Source organism: Kiloniella sp., assembly GCF_965205715.1.
Lineage (GTDB): Bacteria > Pseudomonadota > Alphaproteobacteria > Kiloniellales > Kiloniellaceae > Kiloniella.
The window spans coordinates 1,800,011-1,824,397 of the sequence record NZ_CBDBHW010000014.1; the positions used below are offsets into that span (position 1 = coordinate 1,800,011).

Genomic DNA, 24,387 nt, shown 5'->3' on the forward strand with positions numbered 1-24,387 from the left:
GCTTGAGGACACGTCCCTTTTAATGAGATCCCCAAATAGGGGACGCGTTCTTTAACAATAATGACAGATAAGAAACGAATAAGGATAGAGCTATGACTGGTACTGTTGACGCCCGTTTGAAAGAACTTGGTATTGAAATCCCACAGCCTGCAAAAGCTGTTGCCAACTATGTTGGTTATGTAACTTCCGGCAACACTGTTTTTGTTTCCGGCCAGATCACTGCTAAAGATGGTGAAATCCTTTACAAAGGTAAACTTGGCGACAGTATGTCTGTTGAAGAAGGCCAGGAAGCTGCGCGTCTTTGCGGCATCAACATCATTGCTCAGCTTAGCGCCGCAACAGATGGCAACCTCGATCGCGTAAAACGCATCGTCAAACTTGGTGGTTTCGTTAACTCCACACCTGATTTTGTTGACCAGCCAAAAGTCATCAACGGCGTTTCCGATCTCATGGTTGAAGTGTTCGGCGACAAAGGCGTTCACGCCCGCGCTGCGGTTTCTGCACCAAGCCTGCCATTGGGCATCGCTGTAGAAGTCGACTGCGTTGCAGAAATTGACTAAATAGTTTGCCGTTCAGCGTAATGCTGAATGAAACAAGTTATTGAAAAGGCAGGCCATCGCGCCTGCCTTTTTGTTTGTCTCGCCTGACAAGCGTCTTGTTATTGGTGCCCAGACTTCCTATTTTTATCAGACTGTATTCCTTCATATTTTTGTTTAGGCCCCAAGACATAAATGAGCCAGTTACGCGTAGAAGTTCACCCTCGAATTAGCGGGATCAATCCCACTGATTGGGATCGTTGCGCGCAAAGTGATGCACCCGATAACAACCCCTTTATTTCCCATGCCTTCCTGTTGGCCCTGGAAGAAAGTGGATCTGTCGGTGCCGAGACCGGATGGCAGCCGCAACACCTCACCGTTCAAGACGACGACGGCAAGATCATTGCCTGCGCCCCGCTCTATCTGAAAAGCCATTCATACGGCGAATACGTCTTTGACTGGAGTTGGGCCAACGCCTATGAGCGTGCCGGGCGCAACTATTACCCCAAGCTGCAATCCGCTGTGCCCTTCAGCCCGGTCACAGGCAAGCGCTTGCTCATCTCGCCAACGACCGAGCAAGAAACCAAGGACCTGCGCATCGCCCTGCTCAATGCCATGCTACAGATCCTTCAACAGTACGACGCCTCTTCCCTGCACCTGACCTTCACCACGAAAGAAGAATGGCAACAGCTGAAAGAGGCAGGCCTGCTCGCCCGTTCAGGAATTCAGTATCATTGGGAAAACGAGGGTTACGAAAGCTTTGATGATTTTCTCGGCGCCCTGTCATCGCGCAAGAGGAAAGCAATCCGCAAGGAACGCCGCGAGGCCCAGGCTCATGGGCTGGAAATCAAAACCCTCACGGGATCAGACCTCACCCCTGAAATCTGCGACCAGTTCTATAATCTCTACCTCAATACCGTAGATAAGAAATACGCCCACGATTACCTCAACCGCGATTTCTTCCAAATGCTGGGGACAAAGCTCGCGGACAAAGTCGTGCTTTCCACCGCCTGGGCCACCACAATGGACAACTCCGTGAGGGATACTTCAGTAATGGTGGCGGGCGCGCTAAACCTTGTTGGCGGCGATACTCTTTACGGCCGCAACTGGGGTTCCCACGGCCATTTTCCCAACCTTCACTTTGAACTCTGTTACTATCAGGCTATCGACTATGCCATTACCCACGGCCTCAAAAAGGTCGAAGCAGGCGCCCAGGGCGAACACAAAATCCAACGCGGCTACCTGCCCACCAAAACCTACAGCCTACACGGCATCGCCGACCCGCAGTTCCGTGCCGCTATCGCCCGTTTCCTGCAAAGTGAAAACCCCGCCATCGACCACGAAATCGAACAACTCTGCGACATCGGCCCCTTCAAAAAAAGTGACTAAGTCACTATTATTCAAATATAAAAATGCGGAGAGCTCCTGAATGCAGCACCAGTTAACGGAAGAAAACATTGAAAGGTTTCTTCGGCGATTTGACGGGTTTGATGGAGCCGTATTTCTTCGATCTGAATGTATCAATGAAGCAAATGATGCAGCAGCCAGGTTAGTTATTGAGCTATCTGCCTACGACACATCACTTACGAGTGAAATACCATTTGATAGCATGGTGTCCCTTGAACTGATATTAGAAGGGAAAATTCAATTTCGGTTGCCCCAAGAAGGCCGCGGTTCAAACTCGGTAATAAACTACGAAATGGCACTTCTCCGCTTTGTTGAGTAGATTTAGGATTTCAAATAGAGCATAGATTGATTATCTGGAATGGATGATTGTCTAATTTTGAGTTTGAAGTATTCGGTATCCTTGATGCCTCTGGCTCGCTTACGGATCATTCCTATACTGACATTACCAGCCTCTATCCTGGCGCTTGTGAGCTTGTGTTTGGCGTAGTTGCAGATGCCCACACAATGTTTCCGTAGGGATTTCGCGAACTTTTTTAGATAGAGCATCTGTGACTGATCTGCTATCAGGCACCAACGTTCCAGTTGCTCCGCCATCGCCTCAAATGAAGCGGCACTCCACAGCAGCTGAAGCTGTTCTTTCAAGACGTAAAGTGCATTCAGGTTGCTATTGCTCTCCAGCAACCTTTGCAGCTTGTCACTTTGTTTTTCACTCAACTTATCCGCATTTTTGAGCAACAGATAATGTGTCCCTTTCATCAACTCTTTACCACTTGGATCGGCCTTTCTGAACTCAAGTCGACGCTGATTATGGATAGCTTTGCTGTAGTTTTTCATGACGTGGAAACGGTCAAATACTATGTCGGCCAACGGCAAGGACTCTCTGACAGCCTTTTGGTAGGCAGGCCCCATATCCATCGCTACGGCCTTTATTTTGCAGGCTGTATCTGGTTGCAGTTGTTTCAAAAACCTTGAAAAAACCTCGGCAGTTCGGCCTGCTTCAACCCAGATCAGATGACCGCCAACCATATCGTAGACCACCGTCATGTAGTCATGACCTTTCGCCCGGGCAACTTCATCTACACCAATATATTCCAAGCCAGTTAGCTCTGCAGGATCAAGCGTAGGGAGAGTTTCAATAAGGTATGCCCTGTCGATATTCTTGACCGTTTCCCATCGTATATCCAAATGTCTGGAAACCGCTTGAATAGACATATGCCGACATAATCCACTGATCAGTCGGCAAAATCGGTGAGTGAAACGGCACCCTTTATCAACAAAATCACACCCCTCAATGCGGCGTTCGCCCTTGTTAATATAAACCTGCGCCAGCTCAATCTCGACCACACAAGGATACCCAAAAAGGGGGATGTCGTTTACTTGTCGGCGGACATGCTGGTTGATGCTTCCCTTCTGGCCTGTAGCAGGGTCTATAGCCCTCCTACGCGCGTCTCGGCTGCAGTGAATGACAATCTTAACACCGCCGTCATCCAGTTTAATTTCATTTACACGTTGCCCTTTGAGGCCTAAAATATGCTGCGAGATGTTGATTGTCATATACCTGCTCTATGTAAAGTTATCAGAAACCATACATATCAACAGGTTACTTGGCGGTCGGCATCTTTTTCTACTCAACAAAGCGGAGAAGAGCCTACGAAATCATCAGCTTTTACCATGACAGGGTTTTGTACCTTAATTTTGATCCGCTTGGCTCAAAAGATCTGAACCACGAGCATTGGACAATCGAAGAGATCAGGAACTCCTCCTTCTTTATTGGATCAGAGGCCGTGAGCTGGTCAATCAAAAGAAATAGAGCGCCCTTTTAATAGATATCGCTTCGACCTACTGCCTTTGATAACGGTAATGTCCGGTGATTTTGTAGTCGAACAGCATGTTTTGTAATTTAGGGCCTGCGCCGATGTTGTGCACGACGAGCGGAATGCCATCGGCTGATTTTTGATCACTGATAATACCGATATGAGGCAGCGATCCACTCTCGTTCAAATTCCACGAAACAAGATCACCGGGAAAGTAATCCGCAGGATCTTGAGTTGGCACCAGAGACTGACCGTTACGGGTAAAGAATACCCGGAGGTTGGGAACGCGGCGGTGATCAATGTTTTGATCCGTCGTCTTCAGGCCCCAGATCTTGGGATAGCTTGCAAAATTTACCCGCATGTCTTCATGCACCAGCTTTTGCAGATCAATCCCCAATGCCCGGTAACTCCGGATCACCACATCACTACACACCCCAATACCCGCGGGAACATCTCCACCAGGATAAGACATGGCGTGGTAACTACCGTCATAGATGATGCTTTGTTCAGTTCGATCCAAAGCCGCCTCGGCCAAGGAGGAGCCAAAGGATGTGTCTGCTTGGGACTGAAAAGATAGACCAAGACTTACGGCAACAAGAATACCACTCGAAGTTCTCCAATTCATTATCGTTCCCTGTTTGGTTAAGCTCTTCAAATCTTGCAAACCAATCAGGACGCAGTAAGGCGGCTTTATGAAATCTTGGCTTTGAATTGCCCCATTGATTTCAAACTATTTGCGCATTCCTCCCTCAAGATCCCCCTCATCACATCTGAACAGATTGCCTGAACACCGTGCGTTTTCTTCTGGCAGTTATATGAATCAATACACTTCAATTTTCCTTTAAGGGGGAGGAAACATGATCGACTTTACGACGGTACTTATCGTCATCGCCATTGTCATATTTCTGGGCATTTGCGCGATAATTGGGCTGGTTTGTTTGCGCTGGCTCTATAGCCGTTATGCGGAACAAACGTCAGGATTTTCAGGAAGTCTCACAGGGGATCTCAGCGGACGGCTTGCCAATTCGAACCCGCTTATGGTCAAGGCCGTGATCATTGGCTTTTTGACGCTTTTAATGTTGATCCCAACCGCGTTGGTGCACGATCTCATGAACGAGCGGCACAGCCTTTATCGTTCTGTCCTCTATGAAACAGATCAGGAATGGGGACAGGAACAGACCATCGCAGCCCCGCTTCTTGTAATCCCCTATACTACCGAAGCACGGGTTACAGATAGCAATGGCAAGGACAAGATCGTGGTTGGCCATGACAAGCTGATCATCCTACCTGATCAACTCAAACTCAAAAGCCATCTGGAGCATGGATTTCGCGAACGCTCCATATATAAAAGCCTGGTCTATACCGCCGATGTCAAAGGCTCTGCGAGCTTTCATTTGGATCCACCACCGATCAAGAACTTGCAAAAAATCCATTATGATCAAGCCTATATCGCCATAGCGCTCACTGATAACAGTGGCATTGGGTCTTCTCCCACGGTCACTCTTGCCGGAAAAAAACTGGAATTGATGCCGGGGACGGGACTATCAAATAACTTTCTCAGGGCTCTTCTCCGCTTTGTTGAGTAGAAAAAGATGCCGACCGCCAAGTAACCTGTTGATATGTATGGTTTCTGATAACTTTACATAGAGCAGGTATATGACAATCAACATCTCGCAGCATATTTTAGGCCTCAAAGGGCAACGTGTAAATGAAATTAAACTGGATGACGGCGGTGTTAAGATTGTCATTCACTGCAGCCGAGACGCGCGTAGGAGGGCTATAGACCCTGCTACAGGCCAGAAGGGAAGCATCAACCAGCATGTCCGCCGACAAGTAAACGACATCCCCCTTTTTGGGTATCCTTGTGTGGTCGAGATTGAGCTGGCGCAGGTTTATATTAACAAGGGCGAACGCCGCATTGAGGGGTGTGATTTTGTTGATAAAGGGTGCCGTTTCACTCACCGATTTTGCCGACTGATCAGTGGATTATGTCGGCATATGTCTATTCAAGCGGTTTCCAGACATTTGGATATACGATGGGAAACGGTCAAGAATATCGACAGGGCATACCTTATTGAAACTCTCCCTACGCTTGATCCTGCAGAGCTAACTGGCTTGGAATATATTGGTGTAGATGAAGTTGCCCGGGCGAAAGGTCATGACTACATGACGGTGGTCTACGATATGGTTGGCGGTCATCTGATCTGGGTTGAAGCAGGCCGAACTGCCGAGGTTTTTTCAAGGTTTTTGAAACAACTGCAACCAGATACAGCCTGCAAAATAAAGGCCGTAGCGATGGATATGGGGCCTGCCTACCAAAAGGCTGTCAGAGAGTCCTTGCCGTTGGCCGACATAGTATTTGACCGTTTCCACGTCATGAAAAACTACAGCAAAGCTATCCATAATCAGCGTCGACTTGAGTTCAGAAAGGCCGATCCAAGTGGTAAAGAGTTGATGAAAGGGACACATTATCTGTTGCTCAAAAATGCGGATAAGTTGAGTGAAAAACAAAGTGACAAGCTGCAAAGGTTGCTGGAGAGCAATAGCAACCTGAATGCACTTTACGTCTTGAAAGAACAGCTTCAGCTGCTGTGGAGTGCCGCTTCATTTGAGGCGATGGCGGAGCAACTGGAACGTTGGTGCCTGATAGCAGATCAGTCACAGATGCTCTATCTAAAAAAGTTCGCGAAATCCCTACGGAAACATTGTGTGGGCATCTGCAACTACGCCAAACACAAGCTCACAAGCGCCAGGATAGAGGCTGGTAATGTCAGTATAGGAATGATCCGTAAGCGAGCCAGAGGCATCAAGGATACCGAATACTTCAAACTCAAAATTAGACAATCATCCATTCCAGATAATCAATCTATGCTCTATTTGAAATCCTAAATCTACTCAACAAAGCGGAGAAGTGCCTTTCTCAGCCGGGGATTTTCCGCCCAGATCGACCCAAAGCAAGATCTTTCCAGCTTTTCTGTTGCGTTTGATACCACCCTGCGTGGCAGCCGAAATATCAGTGCTATTCCGCTTGGTATGAACACAAAAATTGATATCTCGGCCGACTGGCCCCACCCAAGCTTTCGTCAATTCCTACCAAGCACCCGGGATATCACCTCCGATAACTTTTCTGCCACCTGGGAAGTCAGCCATCTTTCGCGCAACTATCCACAGGTTTTTAACAATTGGACAACCTGAACCTGGGTGAGATCATCGCCGAAGCGCAACTGTTTGAGCCCGTGTCCCACTACGGCACCTCCATCCGCGCAGCCAAGTACGGCATCATGTTCGTGGCTCTCACCTATCTGATGCTATTGGTGTTCGAGTTTACCCGCGGTATCCGTCTGCACTTGGTACAATACCTCCTGGTCGGGGTCTCACTCTCGGTGTTCTATCTTTTGCTGCTGACGCTGTCTGAACACATCAGCTTTAGCCTGTCCTATTCGCTCGCCGCAGGTGTCACCGTGTTGTCGATTGCCAGCTACATCACCTCTGCAACACGTGACAAAACCAACGGCCTCGCCATCGGCGCCTTACTCAGCACGCTATATGGTTTCCTCTACTCCATCCTGCAGATGGAAGACTACGCCCTAACCATGGGCAGCGGCTTGCTTTTACTCGTATTGCTCGTAATGATGTACATGACACGAAACCTGAACAGAGTTCCTGAAAAAGATAACATTGTTATCTCTTCTGATAAGGAAGTCTTGGAAACGTAGGCCACTCGAACCACGAGAGCTACAAACATCAGGTCGGTCTCGGTTATTTTATGGGGGTATAAGAATGACCAGTGTAGCATTAAAATCAGAGATCCAAGATAAGCCTTGCCCAGACTGCGGCACCAACATTCATTCTTATAGAGAGTTTCCGAGTTGGTGTCCGCAATGTGAATGGAATTTAGGTGCCGAAGAAGCTGGTAATACTTCTAGCCATATTGCAAAGATATACCAAAAGATCGGCATTTCTCAGGGCGAGAGTGTTTACCAGTCCGTTCTCAACCAAGATCCTGAGAATTTGCGGCCACGCTTGACCGTCTCAAAAATACTGGCCTTCACTGTTTCATTCACCATTCACCTGTTTTCAATCGCAATGGCTGGCCTAGGCCTCTACGCGCTCAGTTTTGGCTGGCCAGCGATATTGTTGATGCTAATCGGGGCATCCCTACTTTGGTTAGCCTGGAGTATGCGCCCAAGATTTGGTTCTATGCCCAAAGACTGCCTGAGTAGACAGGATGCCCCCGCACTCTTTGCATTGAGCGACCAGATTGCAGACAAAGTTGGCTCTCCCCGAGCTGACGGAATACAGATAGATGGCGATTACAACGCTGCTTTTGCCAGGGTCGGAATACCAAGAAAAACGTTGTTGGTAATCGGATTGCCGATGTGGTTGGTACAGACCTGGCCAAAGCGGATAGCCATTCTTGCACATGAATTTTCTCATGGTGCAAATGGAGATACCACACGGGGCATGGTTATCGGAACTGCTCTGGACACTTTGGAACACTTAATACGTTTTCTGAGACCAGAGTATGATCAGGATTCCAACTTCACACAGATGCTTCTGCATTATCTTTTATGGACTGTGTCCTTGTTAGTTGAACTCGTGTACTTAGGATTATACCATCTCGTTTGGCGTCAGTCGCAGATCGCGGAATTTTTGGCTGATTATTTAGCGACCACTGTATCGGGTACACAAGCTATGAGCGATGGCTTGCAGAAATCCTCCTTTGCGGTACATCTTGAGATATTTGCAAACAAATCTATTGTCCACACACAGCAATCAGGCAAGCAAGTACTTACTAAGTTCGTCTCGTATTTTAGAAACCTTCCGGTGAGCGAATTAGAACGTCTTGATCGACTGGCACATCGGGAGAATGCACGCCTGGATGCCACTCATCCACCAACCCGGCAACGTCTGGCATTCCTTGCAGCCCATCCCGTGGCCGAAGCTTCGGTTATCGTTGCAGCAGAAGATCAATCCCTTATTGAAGCCGAACTTGAACAATTGGAAGAAACTGTTGGCCGACAAATGATTTCCGACTGGGCTCCTGAGCGGTAGAGGCAGAGTGCTTATGACACGAAACTCTTGGAGGTAACATTTCTGAAATTGGATTCAAATTATGTCCGTGATAGCAAACTACTATCTTAACAAATATGGAAAACCAGAAAGAGAAGCTGAGTATATTACTCAAGATGGCAGAGCGGTAGAGATCTATAAATGGACTGAGGAACAATGTGGAGAAGGGGTGACCATGTACGCAACAATAGGAGCGAATGAAAACCTTGGCGATGATCAGTCTAGCTGTGAATTTTTTATAGGTATAACACCCGCAGCTGATGATATTGTTGAAGCATTAGCAGAAGTAGCGTTTGACGGGAATGGTACCAATGACGTTCCCTCCAGTGGAGACACTATTACGCTGGCGTTTAATTTATGGCCAAAAACAAAAGCTAAAAGTTTCATGTTTACGGATGGAACCGATATTATTCCGCCATTATCTCATAAAAATAAAAACATTAAATTCATCCAATTAGTCCCCCTATTTGATGAGGAATTGATTTATAAAAAAAAGCATGGGGAAGAAGCACTCTGGAAATACTTTGAGGTTAAAGAAGTCGCTTACTGGAATTCTTTAAGAAACAACTCTGTTAAAGGCGTGTAGAGTTTGAAAGACGAACTTGGGTTTTCTAGAGCAAAACGTCGTAAAGCTGAGCAATTGATTGAGCTTATTAAACTCTATACGAAGACACTGGACGAATTATCTGGTGAGCTTTTAAATAACCTCGATATTGACGACTTAACTCTATGGATATCGTTAAAACTCCCTCAAAAAGCCGAGTTTAAAACAAAGGGTTTGAGCTACTATTTCCATGGTTCAGGCTGTTACATTACAAGTCCAGGCATAAATATTGATTTTGAATTTGATTTAGACTGTTCAGTTGGTGGATTTGACGTCTGGAGAATTTCCTCGTTCGTAAGTGATAACGAAGCCATCGCTTCGATGTACCCACAGTTTGAAAATATAGAAACGATTGAAAAATACTTCAACCATCTCATTGAACGGGACACCATTGTTCAGCACACAAAACCAAATGGTCTTTATTGGCTAAATTAATCGTCCATAGAACAAATCTCTAAGTAGATGTATCCCCGTCATCACAAATTGGAACGGAAGTGTAAAGACTTCCGCTCCTTCCTAACTCACGCAACTGACTTCAGCACAGCCATTTCCTCCACATACTTGGCATTGCCTTCCAAGAGGGCAGTTAGGCCTTTGGTGAACTGCTTTTTCATGATTGGCGTCAACAGTTTGCCAAGCAGACCCATTTTGGGGGTAAAGGTCATGGTCATGACAACACGGGTCTGGTTGGAACTGATGTTGGTAAAATCGAACAGCGCCTGAGCCTTTTTGATCGGCGCATTGGTGTCAAAGATCTCAATGCGCATTCTGCTGTTTTTTTCATAACCGATGACCTTTTCTTTCAAAAAGGTTTTGCCATCCGTGAAATCACACTGGCGTAAAGCGCCCATGCCAGTGGTATTTTTAGATTCCAGAAGGTAGGAATTATTCAAGCCCGGGTGAAATTTATAAATATTGGCGTAGTCATCCCAACTGGCCCAAACGGACGCAACAGGCGCGTTGACAATTTTCTCTACGGAAATGGTGACCATTTTCTTCCACTTTCATTTCTGAAATAAAAACGGGTGATTGGAAAGGTTGCTTCCGTGATGACTGAAAGCATCTACGCGCAAAAACTTTCTCTGAACCCTTGCCTCATTAGATAGCATCGATGAAAATGATCCGTAAGAGAGAGAAACCTGAACACTGTGGTTCAAAAATGAAACACACTACTGAAGAACTGGGCTGGAAGCTAAACCTTGAAAGAACGCCACTCGTTTAATTGGGATGACTTAAAATACTTTCTCGCCGTTGCGCGGAGCGGCACCTTACGTGGTGGAGCAGATCGCATTAACGCCAATCACGCCACAGTTTCGAGGCGCCTGACCTTTATGGAAGAAAATGTCGGCAGTCGTCTGTTTGACCGCACCAAATCAGGGCTGGTGCTGACGCAGCTTGGCGAAGACCTCCTCCCCCATGCGGAGCGGGTCGAAGAAGAAATGACTGCAGCATCCAGGCTCATCATTGGACGTGATGCCCTGCCCAGTGGCACGATTCATCTCAGCCTGCCCCATGGTTTGGCGATGACATCGATCACGGATGACCTCGCCCTCTTCTCAGAGCAATATCCCGACATTGACCTGAACATAACCTTTACCAATGTTGTTGCCGACCTGACCCGGCGAGAGGCTGATGTCAGCATCAGGATTGCCGACGAAGTGACCCAGGATGTTGTCGGCCGGAAATTGGTTCAGCTTTCTTCAGCTGTCTATTGCAGCAAAGACTATGCAAGAATAATTGATGATAACGGTGGAGAAGGCCTGAGCTTTCTGGGATGGGGAGAACCAGAAGGCGATACCACCGCCAAATGGATATCCGAGAGCTTTTACCCCAAAGCCAAATTACGCCACCGCGTTTCAGAGATCGTCCCCCTCCTTACCTTGGCAGCGGCAGGCCTAGGCATGACACAAATTGCCTGTTGCCTGGGTGACCGCCATCCAGATCTGATAAGAGCTCCTTATCAGAAGCCCATACCTTACCGAAATATCTGGTTGCTGCTTCATCGCGACCTGCGAAAAACCGCACGTGTTCGCCTGCTGGTCGACTTTCTCGCCGAACAGATTAAATCAAGGAAAGATGAGTTTTGGGACAAGGACACGTTATCTAAAAATAAAGTATCCCAATACTAATGCCAGCCTAAACAAAAAGGGGCACTGATATCAGTACCCCTTTGTTATATTCTCAGTATGAAACCCAATTAAGCAGGCTGTTTCCGCTTCGACTTTTTAGGTCCTGATCCCTTAGGGTCTTTACCCTTAGGCTCTTCCGGGAAACTGAACGTCAACTCGTCGTCTTTGACATCGATGCGAACTGTCCCGCCGCGGGTGAGCTTGCCAAACAGCAACTCTTCAGCCAGAGGCTTCTTGATCTTGTTCTGGATCACGCGGGCAAGAGGACGCGCACCATAGAGCGGGTCATAGCCTTTGGTCGCAAGCCACTTCTTGGCTTTTGGTGCGAGATCAAAGCTAACCTGACGATCCGTAAGCTGGGTTTCCAGTTCCATAATGAACTTGTCGACAACCTTGGCCATAACCGCAGGGGACAGGTTCTTGAACGGGATAACAGCATCGAGGCGGTTTCTGAATTCAGGCGAGAACATTTTGTTCACGGCCTCTTCATCATCACCAACGCGCATTTCCCGACCGAAACCAAAGGCAGGTTTTGCCATATCGGCAGCCCCGGCATTGGATGTCATGATCAAGATCACATTGCGGAAATCAATTGTCTTACCGTTGTTATCGGTGAGACGGCCATTATCCATCACCTGCAACAGAATGTTGAAGATATCCGGGTGGGCTTTTTCGATCTCATCCAACAGCAGGATACAATGGGGCGTCTTATCAACCGCATCGGTTAACAAACCACCCTGATCAAAACCAACGTAGCCCGGAGGCGCACCGATCAAGCGAGAGACCGCGTGGCGTTCCATATATTCCGACATATCAAAACGAGTGATCTCAATCCCGAGAGAGTGGGACAGCTGTTTCGCCACTTCCGTCTTACCAACACCTGTTGGTCCGGTGAAGAGATAGCTCCCGATTGGTTTTTCAGGCGTCCGCAAACCAGCACGGGCTAATTTAATCGCGGAAGCCAGTGACGTGATCACATTATCCTGCCCGTAAACCATGGTCTTGAGATCACGCTCAAGATTTTTGAGGACAGATTTGTCATCTTTGGAGACGGATTTTGGTGGGATCCGGGCGATCTTGGCCACGACGGCCTCAACATCCTTGACGCCCAATGATTTTTTGCGCTTGTCTTCGGGCAAAAGCATCTGAGAAGCACCGACTTCGTCGATCACATCAATCGCTTTATCGGGTAACTTACGGTCCCCGATATAACGCGCAGAAAGTTCAACTGCTGTGCGCAAGGCTTCGTTGGAATACTTCACCTTGTGATGTTCTTCGTAGTAAGGCTTCAAACCACGCAGGATTTTTACCGCATCCTCGATGGAAGGTTCTGCCACGTCGATTTTCTGGAAACGACGGACCAGCGCGCGGTCTTTTTCGAAGTGATTGCGGTATTCTTTGTAGGTAGTGGAGCCAATGCAGCTCAGCTCTCCATTTTGCAGCGCCGGCTTCAAGAGATTAGAGGCATCCATGGAACCACCGGATGTGGCACCAGCACCAATAACTGTATGGATCTCGTCAATAAAGAGTACCGCGCCGTCCATAGCTTCGACTTCTTTGACCACGCCTTTGAGGCGTTCTTCGAAATCACCGCGATACCGGGTTCCCGCCAGAAGAGAGCCCATATCGAGGGAGAAAATCTTGGTATCTTTTAAGACTTCCGGCACATGACCGTCGACGATTTTCTTGGCCAGACCTTCGGCAATCGCCGTTTTCCCCACACCGGGGTCGCCGACATAAAGCGGATTGTTTTTGGTCCGGCGGCACAGAACCTGAACGGTGCGGTCAAGTTCGGACTCGCGACCTATGAGCGGATCAATTTTGCCGTCGCGGGCTTTCTGGTTCAGATCCACACAATAGGCATCAATGGCTTCACGGCCTTTAACCGCTTGTGACCCGCCTTCTTCGAGAATGTCATCCGCGCCGTGAACGGTTCTGGTTTCTTCCAGCCCCTCAACCTTGGTTATACCGTGGCTGATATAGTTCACCGCATCAAGCCTGCTCATTTCCTGTTCTTGCAAGAAGAACACCGCATGGCTTTCGCGCTCTGAGAACATCGCGACCAGTACATTGGCGCCGGTAACCTCTTCACGACCAGAAGACTGGACATGAATGGCCGCCCGTTGCAGAACGCGTTGGAAACCCGCAGTTGGTTTTGCATCACCTAAATGAATTGTCGTCAGGTTGGACAGATCGTTGTCGATATAATCGATCAGATCCTCGCGCAGGGTCTCAAGCTCGACACCGCAAGCCCTAAAGACCGCAATGCCATCCTGATCTTCTGTGAGCGACAACAGCAAGTGCTCTAGCGTGGCATACTCGTGCCGGCGCTCGTTGGCATAGGCCAAGGCTCTGTGCAGTGTCTGTTCCAGATTATTCGATAGCATCGCCATAAATTAACTTCCCTTCACAACCATCTTGGTCAGATCATCAAATCACTAACAAGAGCCCTAACTCTCGATTTCATGTCTTTGACCAGTATCACAAACTATACCTAGGGAGCGTCTATTCACTCAGCAAGACATCAGAGAAATAACTCTTTCCTCAGTTTTAATTTCTGAGGTCTCAATCCGAGGGTTTGTAAGGATATTGTAGCCTTAAAAAAAAGAAGAAAGAGTAAAAATAGTTTGAATTGAACTGAGAATTATCACTTTAAATGTACAAAGAGACCAAATTTGGACGCGAAAAAAGGCATCTGCCTTAATCCTTTTCCACTATACACTGGAGAGGGTGCTGATTCTTTCTTGCGAAATCAACAACCTGTGTCGCTTTGGTTTCAGCAACGTCATAACTATACACCCCACAAATGCCGACACCCTTTTGGTGTACTTGCAGCATAATGCGGGTGGCGTCGTCCTGATCCTTGCCAAAGAACTGGGTCAGAATGTGGATGACAAACTCCATAGGGGTATAGTCGTCATTCAACAAAAGAACCTTGTACATAGAAGGCTTTTTTGTTTTCTCGCGCGGTTTTACAAGGATGTCATCTGACGTCCCAAAATCGTTATCGCGTTCTTTTCCACTCATGTAGAATTTACCTGATCTCTTTAGTTGTCTTACAGGCATCAGATCACTGTTATGATAACTGACAGACACTTTATAATTTATGTAAAAGCCCAGCCAAAGGGCATAAAGACCAATTTACTGTCCGGCTTATATTATAGGGGTCCCAACAGTGCTGTTCAAGAAGGCGCCATGAGGTTTTGAACAATTATCCAAGATCACAGATTATTCTTCGGGCACATAGTAGAAATGCAAAAAGCCCCACAACGAGCGGGGCTTTGGCATAAAGCGCTATTAGCTAAAGAGCTTAAGCAGCAGCTTTTGTCATCTTTTCAACAGCTTCAGTTACCTGTTTGCGAACAGGTTCAACAGCTTCGTTGGTCAGTTTGGTTGTAAGTTCGGAAATTTCAGTTCCGTTTTTTACCATGGCATCAAAAGATTCGCGGGCAAATTTTGACTGAATGTCAGAAACTTCGTTGAAGTCTTTTGCGCCGATGAAAGCTTCAGCAACAGCCATGTTCTTTTTCATGCTTTCCTGAGCGATGCCCATGAACAAGTTGTTCATTTTTTGGAAGCCTTCAAAAAAACTTGCGGCTGACTTGGCAGCCAGTTCAGCATTTTCTTTACCTAGCGCAGCAGCGTCCATACCTGATTTCATAATATTCTCCACAATTTCATTTTCAATAACACGGGCTTTGGGCGCTTCCGCCTCTGGTGCCTGTGATTTAGGTTCAGTAGGTCCTGCCGTCTTTTTCTTGTTGTTTGTTGTCACGTTGGTCTCCTAGGGTCGTTTTGTGTTCGGAGCACTTCACCCAGGCCCCGTAGTCAAATCTTAAAGGGCGATCCGTCTCACCCCAGACAACATATTCGTCAACACACTCTTCAACTCACTCATGCTGCAACGCAACATAACTACTAACATACACAGTTATATTAGGATTTCAAGTACAATGCTGCATTGCAACAAACACATAACTGATTTGTAACCCAACTGTCACGAACTAACCAATGGCTGTCAGAGTGAAAATTGAATTTATTATTACTTGTAAGGCTTGGTAAATCAGGCAGAGAGCCACAGAACGTAAAAGTTCAATTGGCTCTGCCTGTTTATCAGTTGGAATACGAAAGGGAACGACCGGCTCGTCAGTTATATATACTTTAAAGAATTTCTATTCTAAGAGCACCTTACTAAAAGAAAGAGAATCCCGTTACGAGTCCATTATCGCCGACTTCAAGATCAAAGTGTTTTTGTTTCTCTGCCTTGGATTGATGCATACGCGCGGCATTTTTGGTTCCAACATCCCTAAAGGGGTTTACCTCTATCTGGGTAGCATCATGCCCAAGTAAGAAAGGCATAAAACTTAAGTGATCAAAGCCATCGGTCTTTTTCTTCCAACCATTAAAAACAAAAGCTCCGTCATAACACAGTGCCGAAACCCAATAAAAATCATCAGATCTCAGCCGAGCCCCTTTGGTAATAGGTTCTCCTGCACCGGTCTCTTTTAATCCTTGTTCTAGCTCAGATACTTCTACGGACGTCAAATCGGTAACGGATTTTTCCCATCCAAACTGGGCAAGTGGTTCTGACACGGATATTTGGCTGCTTTTAAGCCCTGTCCCGACCTGAACACGAGAAATCAATTTTGCGGGACCACCCGGAGTTCCAGTGACCTCATAAGTGCGTAGCTGCTCATCATAAACGGCATTATAAACAAAGCGATATTCAGTAATTCCCGGGGCGCACCGGTCACGAATATCATCCCCGCCCACATAACTGAACCAGGTTGCTTTTTGAGTATAGGGTTTATCAATATCGCCTTGGTAAGCACAGGCGGTAACGAGTAATAGAGGCGCCACAATCAAGGGCAAGGTGGGAACTAGACGCATTTTGTCCTCTTTTAAAAAAATTTACTAATTTCCGCCATTTTTGCCATTTATTAATATTGGCTCTGTATCTTCACTAATTCACAAGATAAATATGTCATCCTAATGGCAACTAGACAGAAGAATCGTTTTTATATAGAATCCTTCTGTTCTAGATGGTTAGAAGACAGTCTTGAGTAATAACATCCAGTACGCTGGCTAAATATTTTAAACAATCCCATTAATGAGGGGGAATTAATGACACTAGGACTGAAGCTTATATCCACCATGCTTCTGACCCTGTTCGTGCTCATGGCACCTGCGCAGGCCAAATACGCATCCCTCGTAATGGACGCTCATACAGGCGAAATCCTCTATAGCAGAAACGCAGATACCAAAAATTACCCCGCATCACTCACCAAGATGATGACCCTCTACATGGCTTTTGAAGCTTTAGAAAAGGGCAAGCTGACAATGAAACAGAAGCTTCCTGTCTCTCGGCGCGCGGCGGGTATGGCTCCTTCTAAATTGGGCTTAAAGTATCGCAGCACGATTGCAACAAAAGACGTTATTATGGCCCTGGTGACAAAGTCTGCCAACGATGCTGCTGTTGTCATGGCAGAGGCTATTGGTGGCAAAGAAACCACATTTGCCCGCATGATGACAAAACGAGCTCATGCGCTTGGCATGAAACGGACCACCTTTCGCAATGCTTCCGGCCTTCCAAACCGGGGACAGTTGAGTACGGCACGTGACATGGCAACTCTCGCCATCGCGTTAAGACGGGATTTCCCACAATATTATGGTTTGTTCTCAACTACGAGCTATACCTATAAAAAGCGTTCTTATCGCAACCACAATAAGCTCCTTGCGAGCTATCAAGGTACTGACGGTGTAAAAACGGGTTACACCCGGGCTTCTGGTTTTAATCTTGTGGCTTCTGTCGTGCGCAACAACCGCCGTCTCATCGGCGTTGTTTTCGGTGGCAAGACCGGGCGTTCACGTGATCGCCACATGAAAGAAATTCTGGATAAAAGCTTTAAGCGTGTTGGCGTAACTCAGGTAGCGAAACTGCCCGCCGTCCCTAAACGCAACCCTCGCCGTGAAAGTGTTTTCGCCAAAGCTGCCCCGCTGCCTAAATCACGTCCGACCCTCACGGCCTCTAACGATATCAAATTGCCTGGGCAAATTGCTGCTGTACAAGCAGATACGAGTGTCAACCAACCCATTAGTGATTGGGGCATTCAAGTCGGAGCCTTCAAAAAATACGAACCAGCAAAGATGGCTGCGGATCAGGCTCTTGCTCAAATTTCGACAAACAATGGTGGCACTCAAGTGCATATCCAGCAGGTCGATAAAGCCGAGGGCTCTCTCTACCGGGCGCGCCTAAAAGGCTTGGATGAGGTCGCCGCACGCAATGCTTGCCGGGAACTCAAAGAACAGCGGATGTCCTGTGTCGCGGTTCCACCCGGGCTATTTTAAATCTTAACCAATATATAAGTAATAAATAAGGCCTGTGATGAAACCCACAGGCCTTATTTATTGCGATAACGCATTGTCTAACAGCCGAAGAGATATAAATCACCGGCTGTTAGACATGAAATTAGGAAGGCATCTCAACCTGGCTTTGAATGAGTTGTGCAGCTAACTGATCTTTCAGCCTTTGCAAACCTTCGTCACTGCTTGCTTCGCAACGTGCAACGAGTACAGCCTGCGTATTTGAAGCTCGTAGCAACCACCAGCCATCTTCGGTATTCACCCTGACGCCATCGACTGAAACCACATCAGCGTTCTCGGCTGCCAAGCGTGCGGCTACTTCCTCAACCACAGCAAACTTGCGTGTCTCTTCACAGTCAAAGCGTAACTCAGGGGTATTAACGGCTTTAGGCAAAGACTTACGAAATTCGCTAAGAGAAACACCCTCTTGGGCAATTAGGTTAAGCGTACGAACTGCAGCATAGAGCGCATCATCATAACCGTAATAACGATCAGCAAAAAACAGATGAGCTGACATTTCTCCGGCAAAAGGAGCCTTAAGTTCAATCATCTTAGACTTGATGTGAGAGTGGCCGGTTTTCCACATAACAGGATTACCACCAGCTTTTTCCACCTCGCTAAAGAGGACCTGGCTTGCCTTTACGTCAGCAATAATCGTTGCACCAGGTAGATCTTTTAAAACCCCCTTTGCCAAGAAGAGCATGATCTGATCGCCCCAAAGGATCTCCCCCTCAGAATCGATCAATCCAATCCGGTCGCCGTCGCCATCAAAGGCAACGCCCAAATCAGCCCCCTGCTCGGACACAGCTTTTTGTAGATCGATTAGGTTTTCTGGAACCGTAGGATCAGGATGATGATTTGGGAAAGACCCGTCAATATCGGCAAAAAGCAGCGTATGCTGACCTGGAAGCGCTGCGGTCAATGCCGTCATAGCCTCACCTGCAGCACCATTTCCAGCATCCCAAACGACTTTGAGGCCATTTCCATCAAAGCTCACTTCTTCAAGCAAACGTTTGATGTAATCATCAAAGATTGGGTGCTCTATCAGATCACCATTACCACTTTCAAAGTCACCGGTTTGTGCCAATTCATTGATTTTTTGGATTTGTGATCCAAAAAAAGCTTGGCGATTATGCACCAACTTAAAACCATTGTGGTTACCCGGGTTATGAGAGCCGGTAATCATAATACCCCCATCAACCGGGAGTGTGTAAGCCGCGTAATAGAGCATCGGTGTCGGGCCGCAACCAACTGCATAGACAGTAATGCCTGATGCCCTTAAACCTTCTGAGATCGCTTCTGCCAAGACAGGTGAGGAAGTTCGGCCATCATATCCAACAGCAACTTTATCCCCACCAGCACGGCGAATAATTGTCCCAAAGGCACGCCCGATAGCCAAAGCATCAGCTTTGTGAAGGGTTTCGTCAATTATTCCACGGATATCATATTCACGAATGATGCTTGGATGAAAGTTATGCACGTCTACCTAACCTAGTTTTCATTTAATTAAACATTTGAGAAAGCTGAAAGAGGACGACCTATACACAGGTAATCGAACCCGGCTTCTTTCATTTCATCGGGATTATAAATATTTCTCAGATCAACCATAACAGGAGAAGCTAAGAGAGACTTTACTCTTGCGAGATCGAGCCTTCTAAACTCGTTCCATTCAGTGATGATCACTAATGCGTCAGCACCATCCATAATCTCATAAGCATTATCCCCGTAAGCCACATCCGACAGTAATTCCGATGCTTCTTTCATTCCCTCTGGATCATAGGCACTTATTCTTGCGCCCTTTTCCTGAAGAATCGGAATAATATCAAGGCTCGGGGAATCACGCATATCGTCAGTATTAGGCTTAAAAGTCAGGCCAAGAACCGCAATTTTCTTGCCCTCAACTACTCCGCCGCACTGAGCAAGAATCTTATCAGCCATTTGGCGTTTACGATTGTCGTTATAGGCAATCACATCTTCAACCAGGCTGACGGGGGCTTCGTGTTCGCGAGCCGTATAAGCCAACGCCTGGGTATCTTTAGGGAAACAAGAGCCACCATAACCAGGTCCGGCATGAAGAAATTTACGCCCAATACGACCGTCAAGACCGATACCCTTGGCAACCTGATGAACATCCGCGCCGACCTTCTCGCAAAGATCAGCCATCTGATTGATGAAGGATATCTTTGTCGCCAGAAACGCATTGCCTGCATACTTAATAAGTTCAGACGTTTCCAATTTGGTAAACAAAATTGGCGTTTCGATCAGGAACAAGGGGCGATAGAGTTCAGACATAACGTCCTGCGCTCGCTTGGTTTCCGCCCCGATCACAACCCTGTCGGGCCGCATAAAGTCGTTAATCGCGGCACCTTCTCTCAAGAATTCAGGGTTAGATACAACGTCAAAATCAGCATCAGGCCGCTCTTCACGAATAACACGCTCAACTTCCCGCCCCGTACCTACGGGTACGGTCGATTTCGTGATAATAACAGTATAACCATTTATAACCGCGGCAATCTCTTTGGCAGCCTGATAGACATAAGATAAGTCAGCTTGGCCATCTTTTTCACCAGGAGGAGTGCCCACCGCAATGAAAATCGCATCCGCTTCGCTGGCTGCCTTCATGAGGTCAGTCGTAAAGGTTAAGCGTCCAGCCTCGGAGTTATTTTTTACTAAGGTCTCCAAGCCTGGTTCAAAAATGGGGATTACCCCCCTTTTAAGACCATCAATTTTACTTTTGTCTTTATCGACACAGACAACGTTCGTACCGAATTCGGAAAAGCAGGTACCAGACACGAGGCCAACATAACCTGTGCCAATCATTGCAATGCGCATGCGTTTTTCTCCTCAGAGCTACCTAATAGGTAGCCATCATGCATACTTTTTAAGAATATTTCGCATTTTGCCGCCAAGGTCTTCGCGCTCTAGCGCAAAGGCAATTGTCGCCTCAAGGAAACCTGCCTTGCTACCACAGTCGAACCTTGTTCCTTCAAAACGAAGGCCATGAAAGTTAACCTCATCCAGGGTCGCGGCCAGAGCGTCTGTTAACTGTATCTCCCCACCTGCACCACGTTCTTTTTTATCAAGCTCATCAAAAACTGACGGATCCAGAATATAGCGGCCAATTATTGACAGGGTTGAAGGAGCATCTTCCGGCTTTGGTTTTTCCACAAGACTGCGTGCCCGAGCCAAAGACCCGTTATCTTCCACAACATCAAGAATACCATAGCGATTAGTTTGGTCCCGGGGAACATCCATAACCGCGACCAAATGCCCACCTGTGTCCTGGTAACTATCGACCATCTGTTTAAGACAAGCTGTATCAGCTTGAACAAGATCGTCGGCCAATAAAACCGCGAAAGGCTCATCGCCAATCAAATTACGGGCACACCAAACCGCGTGGCCGAGACCAAGAGGTTCTTGTTGTCGGGTATAGGTAACACTGCCTGCTTCGAGTAAAAGGCTTGAAAGATCGTCGAGCTCTTTATCCTTTCCCCGATTTTTCAAAACAGATTCGAGCTCGTACTCACGGTCGAAATGGTTTTCTATCGCTGCTTTCCCGCGCCCAGTAACAAAGATAAATTCTTCTATTCCAGCTGCTTTTGCCTCTTCAACCGCGTATTGGATCAGGGGCTTATCAACTACCGGCAACATCTCTTTAGGCATCGCCTTTGTCGCGGGTAAAAACCGCGTTCCAAGGCCTCCAACCGGAAAAATCGCTTTACGTACGGGGCGGCGCATAGATCCCCCACTCCTCATCAATTACAAAATTAAACATGGTCATGCCACAGTCACACTGGGAACTCAACCAGAGCCTTTTAACAACACGTCTTTTGCTCTGTTAACCTGGGTTGCAAGATAGTTGTTTCCACCATGGTCGGGGTGTAACTTTTGCATCAGATTTTTGTGAGCTTCCCTAATATCCTCTTCAGAAGCAGTTTCATCTAGTCCCAATATCTCAAAAGCATTTTTCCGATCCATGGCTGGGCTTGAGAAGCCTGTCCCGTTTCCATTACTCTGTTCATCCGTATTACCCCCCTCACCACACAGCCAATCAGAACCAAATCGGCGTTCGGCATAGGCAGAAAGTAAGTCAGCCGACTTATTTTCCTCTATGAGGTAAACACGATAAAGCTGTTCAATGGCAACCAGAGAAAGCTCTGAAAGTTTGCACCCCTCATGGGCTCCAGACAACACCTCACCGTCCATTTCTCCACTGTCATGTACCAGCGTCATACGCAAAAACCTTGTAACGACTTGAGAAGTACTTCCACGCGTCCCCCCCGTAGCCGCTTTCAAGCGCTGCAAAAGGGATCGAGACCTCAAAAGGAAAGGTAATAACAACGGTATTGCAGCTAATACGAGGAAAATACGGCCGGTAAAGATCAGAAATAAGGCAATAAGAAGGCCCGTACCAAAGACGATCGTTTTCAATGTTTTGATAACAATAGCGGGATTAGCCTGACTGTACCAATGGGCGAGAAAGATCAAACCTGCCAAGAGGCCTAGTCCCAGGATAAAGTATGGCATTACTCTTTTACTCCGCTATCGTGACAAGTGGCGACTAATGAATAGTCAGGACATTTAATCTGGTAATTGCGAAAGAAGTTTTACCGAAGCTCCCTTACTACCCTGACTAAAATCCTGTAATGCTTTACGTCCCCCCGCTGCAAATACAGCAACGGCAGACAACAATTCCTTGAGTTGCTGAGCACTTCCTTCATCAAAAGGGCAATAAGCACCACCTGACAATTTCGCAATCTGCTTATAAACAGTGGCAACGATAGGATCGCCACCTTCGTGAAACATAAAACAGGGAACCCCGTGTAACCCTAATTGGCCAGCCATATGACCAAGAGCGTCCACGTCTTCTTCCATGGCATCGCCAACAAAAACCAAAGCACTCACTCTCTTTTCCCTGGTTTCCTTAAGAGCACGCTTAAAAACTTTGCCAATTTGGGTATTTCCGGCAAGACATTGCACGGATGTCATAAGCCGTAATAGATGCCCAGCGTCACTAACCCAGGACGACGCTTTGCATTCGCGAAAGCCTCGAAAAAAAATGAGCTGAATATCAAGTCCACCGACACGCCCCGCCTCTTCAAACATCATGGATTGAATATGGCAGGCATGATCCCAAGTCATCTGTCGGCTTGCCGTTGCATCCAGAGCAAAAATTAGCCTTCCTCGTGATGAGTTGGGGACAGGAGTTTGATCCAGCTTTTTCAAAAAAGCCTCGATGTCCTGTTTATCCGACTTAATAGGAAGTTTTTTGTCAGGCACGAGATCTCCCTAGAGAAAAGGAAAAATACCCCTAAGGGCTTGTATCTATAGAATATAGGGATCGTAAGGTGTAATCAAAAGGTCCTTCTAAACTCTTGTAAAATTTTAGGGTCTATTCCGCTTAACACCTTCTTATTAATTACTTCAAATCGCCGGCTCATCCTTCGTAAGCCCAATCGCCTTAACAAGTGTACGTACCTCTTGTCGTGCGGCAACATGGCTCATACTCATACTAACTCCGGCGCCATCAGATCCTAGATCTAACAATGTCAGTCCCTTGGGGAATAGTTCTCTGAAGATAACCCGTTCACCAAAGCCTGGTGAAAGGCGAAATTGTAATCGTTTGGAGAGATGCTCGAGTAGGACCCCCATGTCCCGTTTATTTTTAGCATCAATATGGGACAGCCTATTGCGCATCACAATCCAGTCAATCGGGCGCTTTCTCTGCATCGCCCTTTGTTGCCTTTGCTCCCAAACCATCTGGCTATAGGTGCTCGGTGTCAATTTCAGTTCTTTTTCCTCAATCTCCACCTTTGCCAACATATCCATATCCAAGAAACTATCGTTCAAAGGCGTAATTAATATGTCAGCATAGCTATGACCAAGGCGAGAGAGATAATTATCGCTACCTGGTGTATCGAAGATAATAAAATCACGGTCCCACAGTTCGTGCATCGCGAGTTCAAGATTATCTTTATCTTCCTCTTCACTCGTGGCTTTATTAGCCGCTTCAGATCGAAAGACCCGTCTGTGCTTAGGAAGCAAAACAACATCTTTTGATTTTTCAGCAAATCGGGTTCGATTTTCAAGATATCTTGAGAGCGTTCCTTGACGGGCGTCAAGATCGATTGTCCCAACAGTAAAACCATCTTTCATAAGTGAAACAACAAGATGCATGGTGGTCGTGGATTTACCTGACCCCCCTTTTTCGTTGCCTATAACCACAATACGTGGTCGATGTAGCTCTTTATTATCAGTCATCTTAGAAAACTACTTTTATAATATTAACACTTCGACAAAATACAGCGCGAAGCCAGTCAAAAACAGACAAGAATCGTATCCCCCCGTACCTTAATCACTTTACTGCCCAGACTTTAACTCAGCAATATTACAATCGCTGACATTCCTTTTTCCCTTGCCAGAAGAAGTCATAAGGCGATAGCTCTTTCTTCCATATTGAG

The 24,387-nt window shown here is 46.9% G+C and carries 27 protein-coding genes; 13 read left to right on the forward strand and 14 right to left on the reverse strand.

Annotation, left to right across the window (positions count from 1 at the left end; all coding sequences use genetic code 11):
• Window positions 1–92: 92 nt before the first annotated feature.
• The 3 genes from ACOGW3_RS25715 to ACOGW3_RS25725 all read left to right on the forward strand — a co-directional run bounded on the left by ACOGW3_RS25715 (window position 93) and on the right by ACOGW3_RS25725 (window position 2,262).
• Window positions 93–560, forward strand: a complete 468-nt coding sequence (locus tag ACOGW3_RS25715; RefSeq protein ID WP_419905536.1) for a RidA family protein — start codon at window positions 93–95, stop codon at window positions 558–560.
• Window positions 561–731: 171 nt separating this feature from the next.
• Complete coding sequence (locus tag ACOGW3_RS25720) at window positions 732–1,925, forward strand: GNAT family N-acetyltransferase (protein WP_419905537.1); 1,194 nt, start codon at window positions 732–734, stop codon at window positions 1,923–1,925.
• A gap of 40 nt (window positions 1,926–1,965) precedes the next feature.
• Window positions 1,966–2,262 (forward strand): hypothetical protein, encoded by a 297-nt coding sequence (locus tag ACOGW3_RS25725; protein ID WP_419905538.1) that lies wholly within the window; start codon window positions 1,966–1,968, stop codon window positions 2,260–2,262.
• A 2-nt stretch (window positions 2,263–2,264) separates the two neighbouring features.
• Here the strand turns inward: ACOGW3_RS25725 and ACOGW3_RS25730 are convergent, their stop codons facing one another.
• On the reverse strand, window positions 2,265–3,497 hold the full coding sequence (locus tag ACOGW3_RS25730; protein WP_419901077.1) for an ISL3 family transposase: 1,233 nt from the start codon (window positions 3,495–3,497) through the stop codon (window positions 2,265–2,267).
• On the opposite strand from ACOGW3_RS25730, the gene ACOGW3_RS25735 reads away from it, so the two are divergent.
• Window positions 3,484–3,618: a hypothetical protein gene (locus ACOGW3_RS25735; RefSeq protein ID WP_419905539.1), complete on the forward strand. Its 135-nt coding sequence runs from the start codon at window positions 3,484–3,486 to the stop codon at window positions 3,616–3,618. The genes ACOGW3_RS25730 and ACOGW3_RS25735 overlap by 14 nt on opposite strands.
• A 164-nt stretch (window positions 3,619–3,782) precedes the next feature.
• On the opposite strand, the gene ACOGW3_RS25740 is transcribed toward ACOGW3_RS25735, so the two are convergent.
• Window positions 3,783–4,382: a DUF1287 domain-containing protein gene (locus ACOGW3_RS25740; RefSeq protein ID WP_419905540.1), complete on the reverse strand. Its 600-nt coding sequence runs from the start codon at window positions 4,380–4,382 to the stop codon at window positions 3,783–3,785.
• A 232-nt stretch (window positions 4,383–4,614) separates the two neighbouring features.
• On the opposite strand from ACOGW3_RS25740, the gene ACOGW3_RS25745 reads away from it, so the two are divergent.
• On the forward strand, window positions 4,615–5,343 hold the full coding sequence (locus ACOGW3_RS25745) for an inner membrane CreD family protein (RefSeq protein ID WP_419905541.1): 729 nt from the start codon (window positions 4,615–4,617) through the stop codon (window positions 5,341–5,343).
• Here ACOGW3_RS25745 and ACOGW3_RS25750 read toward each other — a convergent pair.
• A complete protein-coding gene (locus tag ACOGW3_RS25750) occupies window positions 5,302–5,427 on the reverse strand; it encodes a hypothetical protein (RefSeq protein ID WP_419905542.1) in 126 nt (41 codons plus the stop codon). The two genes, ACOGW3_RS25745 and ACOGW3_RS25750, sit on opposite strands and share 42 nt — an antisense overlap.
• On the opposite strand from ACOGW3_RS25750, the gene ACOGW3_RS25755 reads away from it, so the two are divergent.
• From ACOGW3_RS25755 to ACOGW3_RS25780, 6 genes are all read left to right on the forward strand, one after another.
• A complete protein-coding gene (locus ACOGW3_RS25755) occupies window positions 5,414–6,646 on the forward strand; it encodes an ISL3 family transposase (protein WP_419901077.1) in 1,233 nt (410 codons plus the stop codon). The genes ACOGW3_RS25750 and ACOGW3_RS25755 overlap by 14 nt on opposite strands.
• A complete protein-coding gene (locus ACOGW3_RS25760) occupies window positions 6,647–6,952 on the forward strand; it encodes an inner membrane CreD family protein (RefSeq protein WP_419905995.1) in 306 nt (101 codons plus the stop codon).
• Window positions 6,940–7,473, forward strand: coding sequence for an inner membrane CreD family protein (locus tag ACOGW3_RS25765; RefSeq protein WP_419905543.1), 534 nt, complete (start codon window positions 6,940–6,942; stop codon window positions 7,471–7,473). Before ACOGW3_RS25760 ends, ACOGW3_RS25765 begins: the two co-directional genes overlap by 13 nt.
• A gap of 64 nt (window positions 7,474–7,537) precedes the next feature.
• Window positions 7,538–8,812 carry a M48 family metallopeptidase gene (locus ACOGW3_RS25770; protein WP_419905544.1) on the forward strand — a complete coding sequence of 425 codons (1,275 nt, stop codon included), beginning with the start codon at window positions 7,538–7,540 and terminating at the stop codon, window positions 8,810–8,812.
• Between the two features lie 61 nt (window positions 8,813–8,873).
• Window positions 8,874–9,416: a suppressor of fused domain protein gene (locus tag ACOGW3_RS25775; RefSeq protein ID WP_419905545.1), complete on the forward strand. Its 543-nt coding sequence runs from the start codon at window positions 8,874–8,876 to the stop codon at window positions 9,414–9,416.
• A 3-nt stretch (window positions 9,417–9,419) separates the two neighbouring features.
• Window positions 9,420–9,869 (forward strand): DUF6896 domain-containing protein, encoded by a 450-nt coding sequence (locus ACOGW3_RS25780; RefSeq protein WP_419905546.1) that lies wholly within the window; start codon window positions 9,420–9,422, stop codon window positions 9,867–9,869.
• Window positions 9,870–9,955: 86 nt separating this feature from the next.
• On the opposite strand, the gene ACOGW3_RS25785 is transcribed toward ACOGW3_RS25780, so the two are convergent.
• The gene (locus tag ACOGW3_RS25785) at window positions 9,956–10,426 is read right to left on the reverse strand and encodes an SRPBCC family protein (protein ID WP_419905547.1); all 471 of its coding nucleotides are present in this window, start codon (window positions 10,424–10,426) and stop codon (window positions 9,956–9,958) included.
• Between the two features lie 207 nt (window positions 10,427–10,633).
• On the opposite strand from ACOGW3_RS25785, the gene ACOGW3_RS25790 reads away from it, so the two are divergent.
• Entirely contained in the window at window positions 10,634–11,563 is a 930-nt protein-coding gene (locus tag ACOGW3_RS25790) for a LysR family transcriptional regulator (protein ID WP_419905548.1), read from the forward strand.
• A 68-nt stretch (window positions 11,564–11,631) separates the two neighbouring features.
• Here ACOGW3_RS25790 and clpA read toward each other — a convergent pair whose 3' ends face one another.
• The 4 genes from clpA to ACOGW3_RS25810 all read right to left on the reverse strand — a co-directional run bounded on the left by clpA (window position 11,632) and on the right by ACOGW3_RS25810 (window position 16,435).
• The gene (clpA, locus tag ACOGW3_RS25795) at window positions 11,632–13,950 is read right to left on the reverse strand and encodes an ATP-dependent Clp protease ATP-binding subunit ClpA (RefSeq protein WP_419905996.1); all 2,319 of its coding nucleotides are present in this window, start codon (window positions 13,948–13,950) and stop codon (window positions 11,632–11,634) included.
• A 313-nt stretch (window positions 13,951–14,263) separates the two neighbouring features.
• Window positions 14,264–14,590, reverse strand: coding sequence for an ATP-dependent Clp protease adapter ClpS (gene clpS, locus ACOGW3_RS25800; RefSeq protein ID WP_419905549.1), 327 nt, complete (start codon window positions 14,588–14,590; stop codon window positions 14,264–14,266).
• Window positions 14,591–14,873: 283 nt separating this feature from the next.
• The gene (locus ACOGW3_RS25805; protein WP_419905550.1) at window positions 14,874–15,338 is read right to left on the reverse strand and encodes a phasin family protein; all 465 of its coding nucleotides are present in this window, start codon (window positions 15,336–15,338) and stop codon (window positions 14,874–14,876) included.
• 416 nt (window positions 15,339–15,754) lie between these two features.
• Window positions 15,755–16,435: a hypothetical protein gene (locus ACOGW3_RS25810; RefSeq protein WP_419905551.1), complete on the reverse strand. Its 681-nt coding sequence runs from the start codon at window positions 16,433–16,435 to the stop codon at window positions 15,755–15,757.
• 252 nt (window positions 16,436–16,687) lie between these two features.
• Between ACOGW3_RS25810 and ACOGW3_RS25815 the strand changes: the two genes are divergently transcribed.
• Window positions 16,688–17,911, forward strand: coding sequence for a serine hydrolase (locus ACOGW3_RS25815; protein ID WP_419905552.1), 1,224 nt, complete (start codon window positions 16,688–16,690; stop codon window positions 17,909–17,911).
• A 121-nt stretch (window positions 17,912–18,032) separates the two neighbouring features.
• Here the strand turns inward: ACOGW3_RS25815 and pgmG are convergent, their stop codons facing one another.
• From pgmG to ACOGW3_RS25845, 6 genes are all read right to left on the reverse strand, one after another.
• Window positions 18,033–19,406 (reverse strand): phosphoglucomutase/phosphomannomutase PgmG, encoded by a 1,374-nt coding sequence (gene pgmG, locus ACOGW3_RS25820; RefSeq protein WP_419905553.1) that lies wholly within the window; start codon window positions 19,404–19,406, stop codon window positions 18,033–18,035.
• Window positions 19,407–19,432: 26 nt separating this feature from the next.
• A complete protein-coding gene (locus ACOGW3_RS25825; RefSeq protein WP_419905554.1) occupies window positions 19,433–20,758 on the reverse strand; it encodes a UDP-glucose dehydrogenase family protein in 1,326 nt (441 codons plus the stop codon).
• 36 nt (window positions 20,759–20,794) lie between these two features.
• On the reverse strand, window positions 20,795–21,664 hold the full coding sequence (galU, locus tag ACOGW3_RS25830; RefSeq protein WP_419905555.1) for a UTP--glucose-1-phosphate uridylyltransferase GalU: 870 nt from the start codon (window positions 21,662–21,664) through the stop codon (window positions 20,795–20,797).
• A gap of 63 nt (window positions 21,665–21,727) precedes the next feature.
• Window positions 21,728–22,453, reverse strand: a complete 726-nt coding sequence (locus ACOGW3_RS25835; protein WP_419905556.1) for a DnaJ domain-containing protein — start codon at window positions 22,451–22,453, stop codon at window positions 21,728–21,730.
• Window positions 22,454–22,507: 54 nt separating this feature from the next.
• Window positions 22,508–23,206 (reverse strand): VWA domain-containing protein, encoded by a 699-nt coding sequence (locus ACOGW3_RS25840; protein ID WP_419905557.1) that lies wholly within the window; start codon window positions 23,204–23,206, stop codon window positions 22,508–22,510.
• 144 nt (window positions 23,207–23,350) lie between these two features.
• Window positions 23,351–24,187, reverse strand: coding sequence for a division plane positioning ATPase MipZ (locus tag ACOGW3_RS25845; RefSeq protein ID WP_419905558.1), 837 nt, complete (start codon window positions 24,185–24,187; stop codon window positions 23,351–23,353).
• Between the last annotated feature and the right edge of the window lie 200 nt (window positions 24,188–24,387).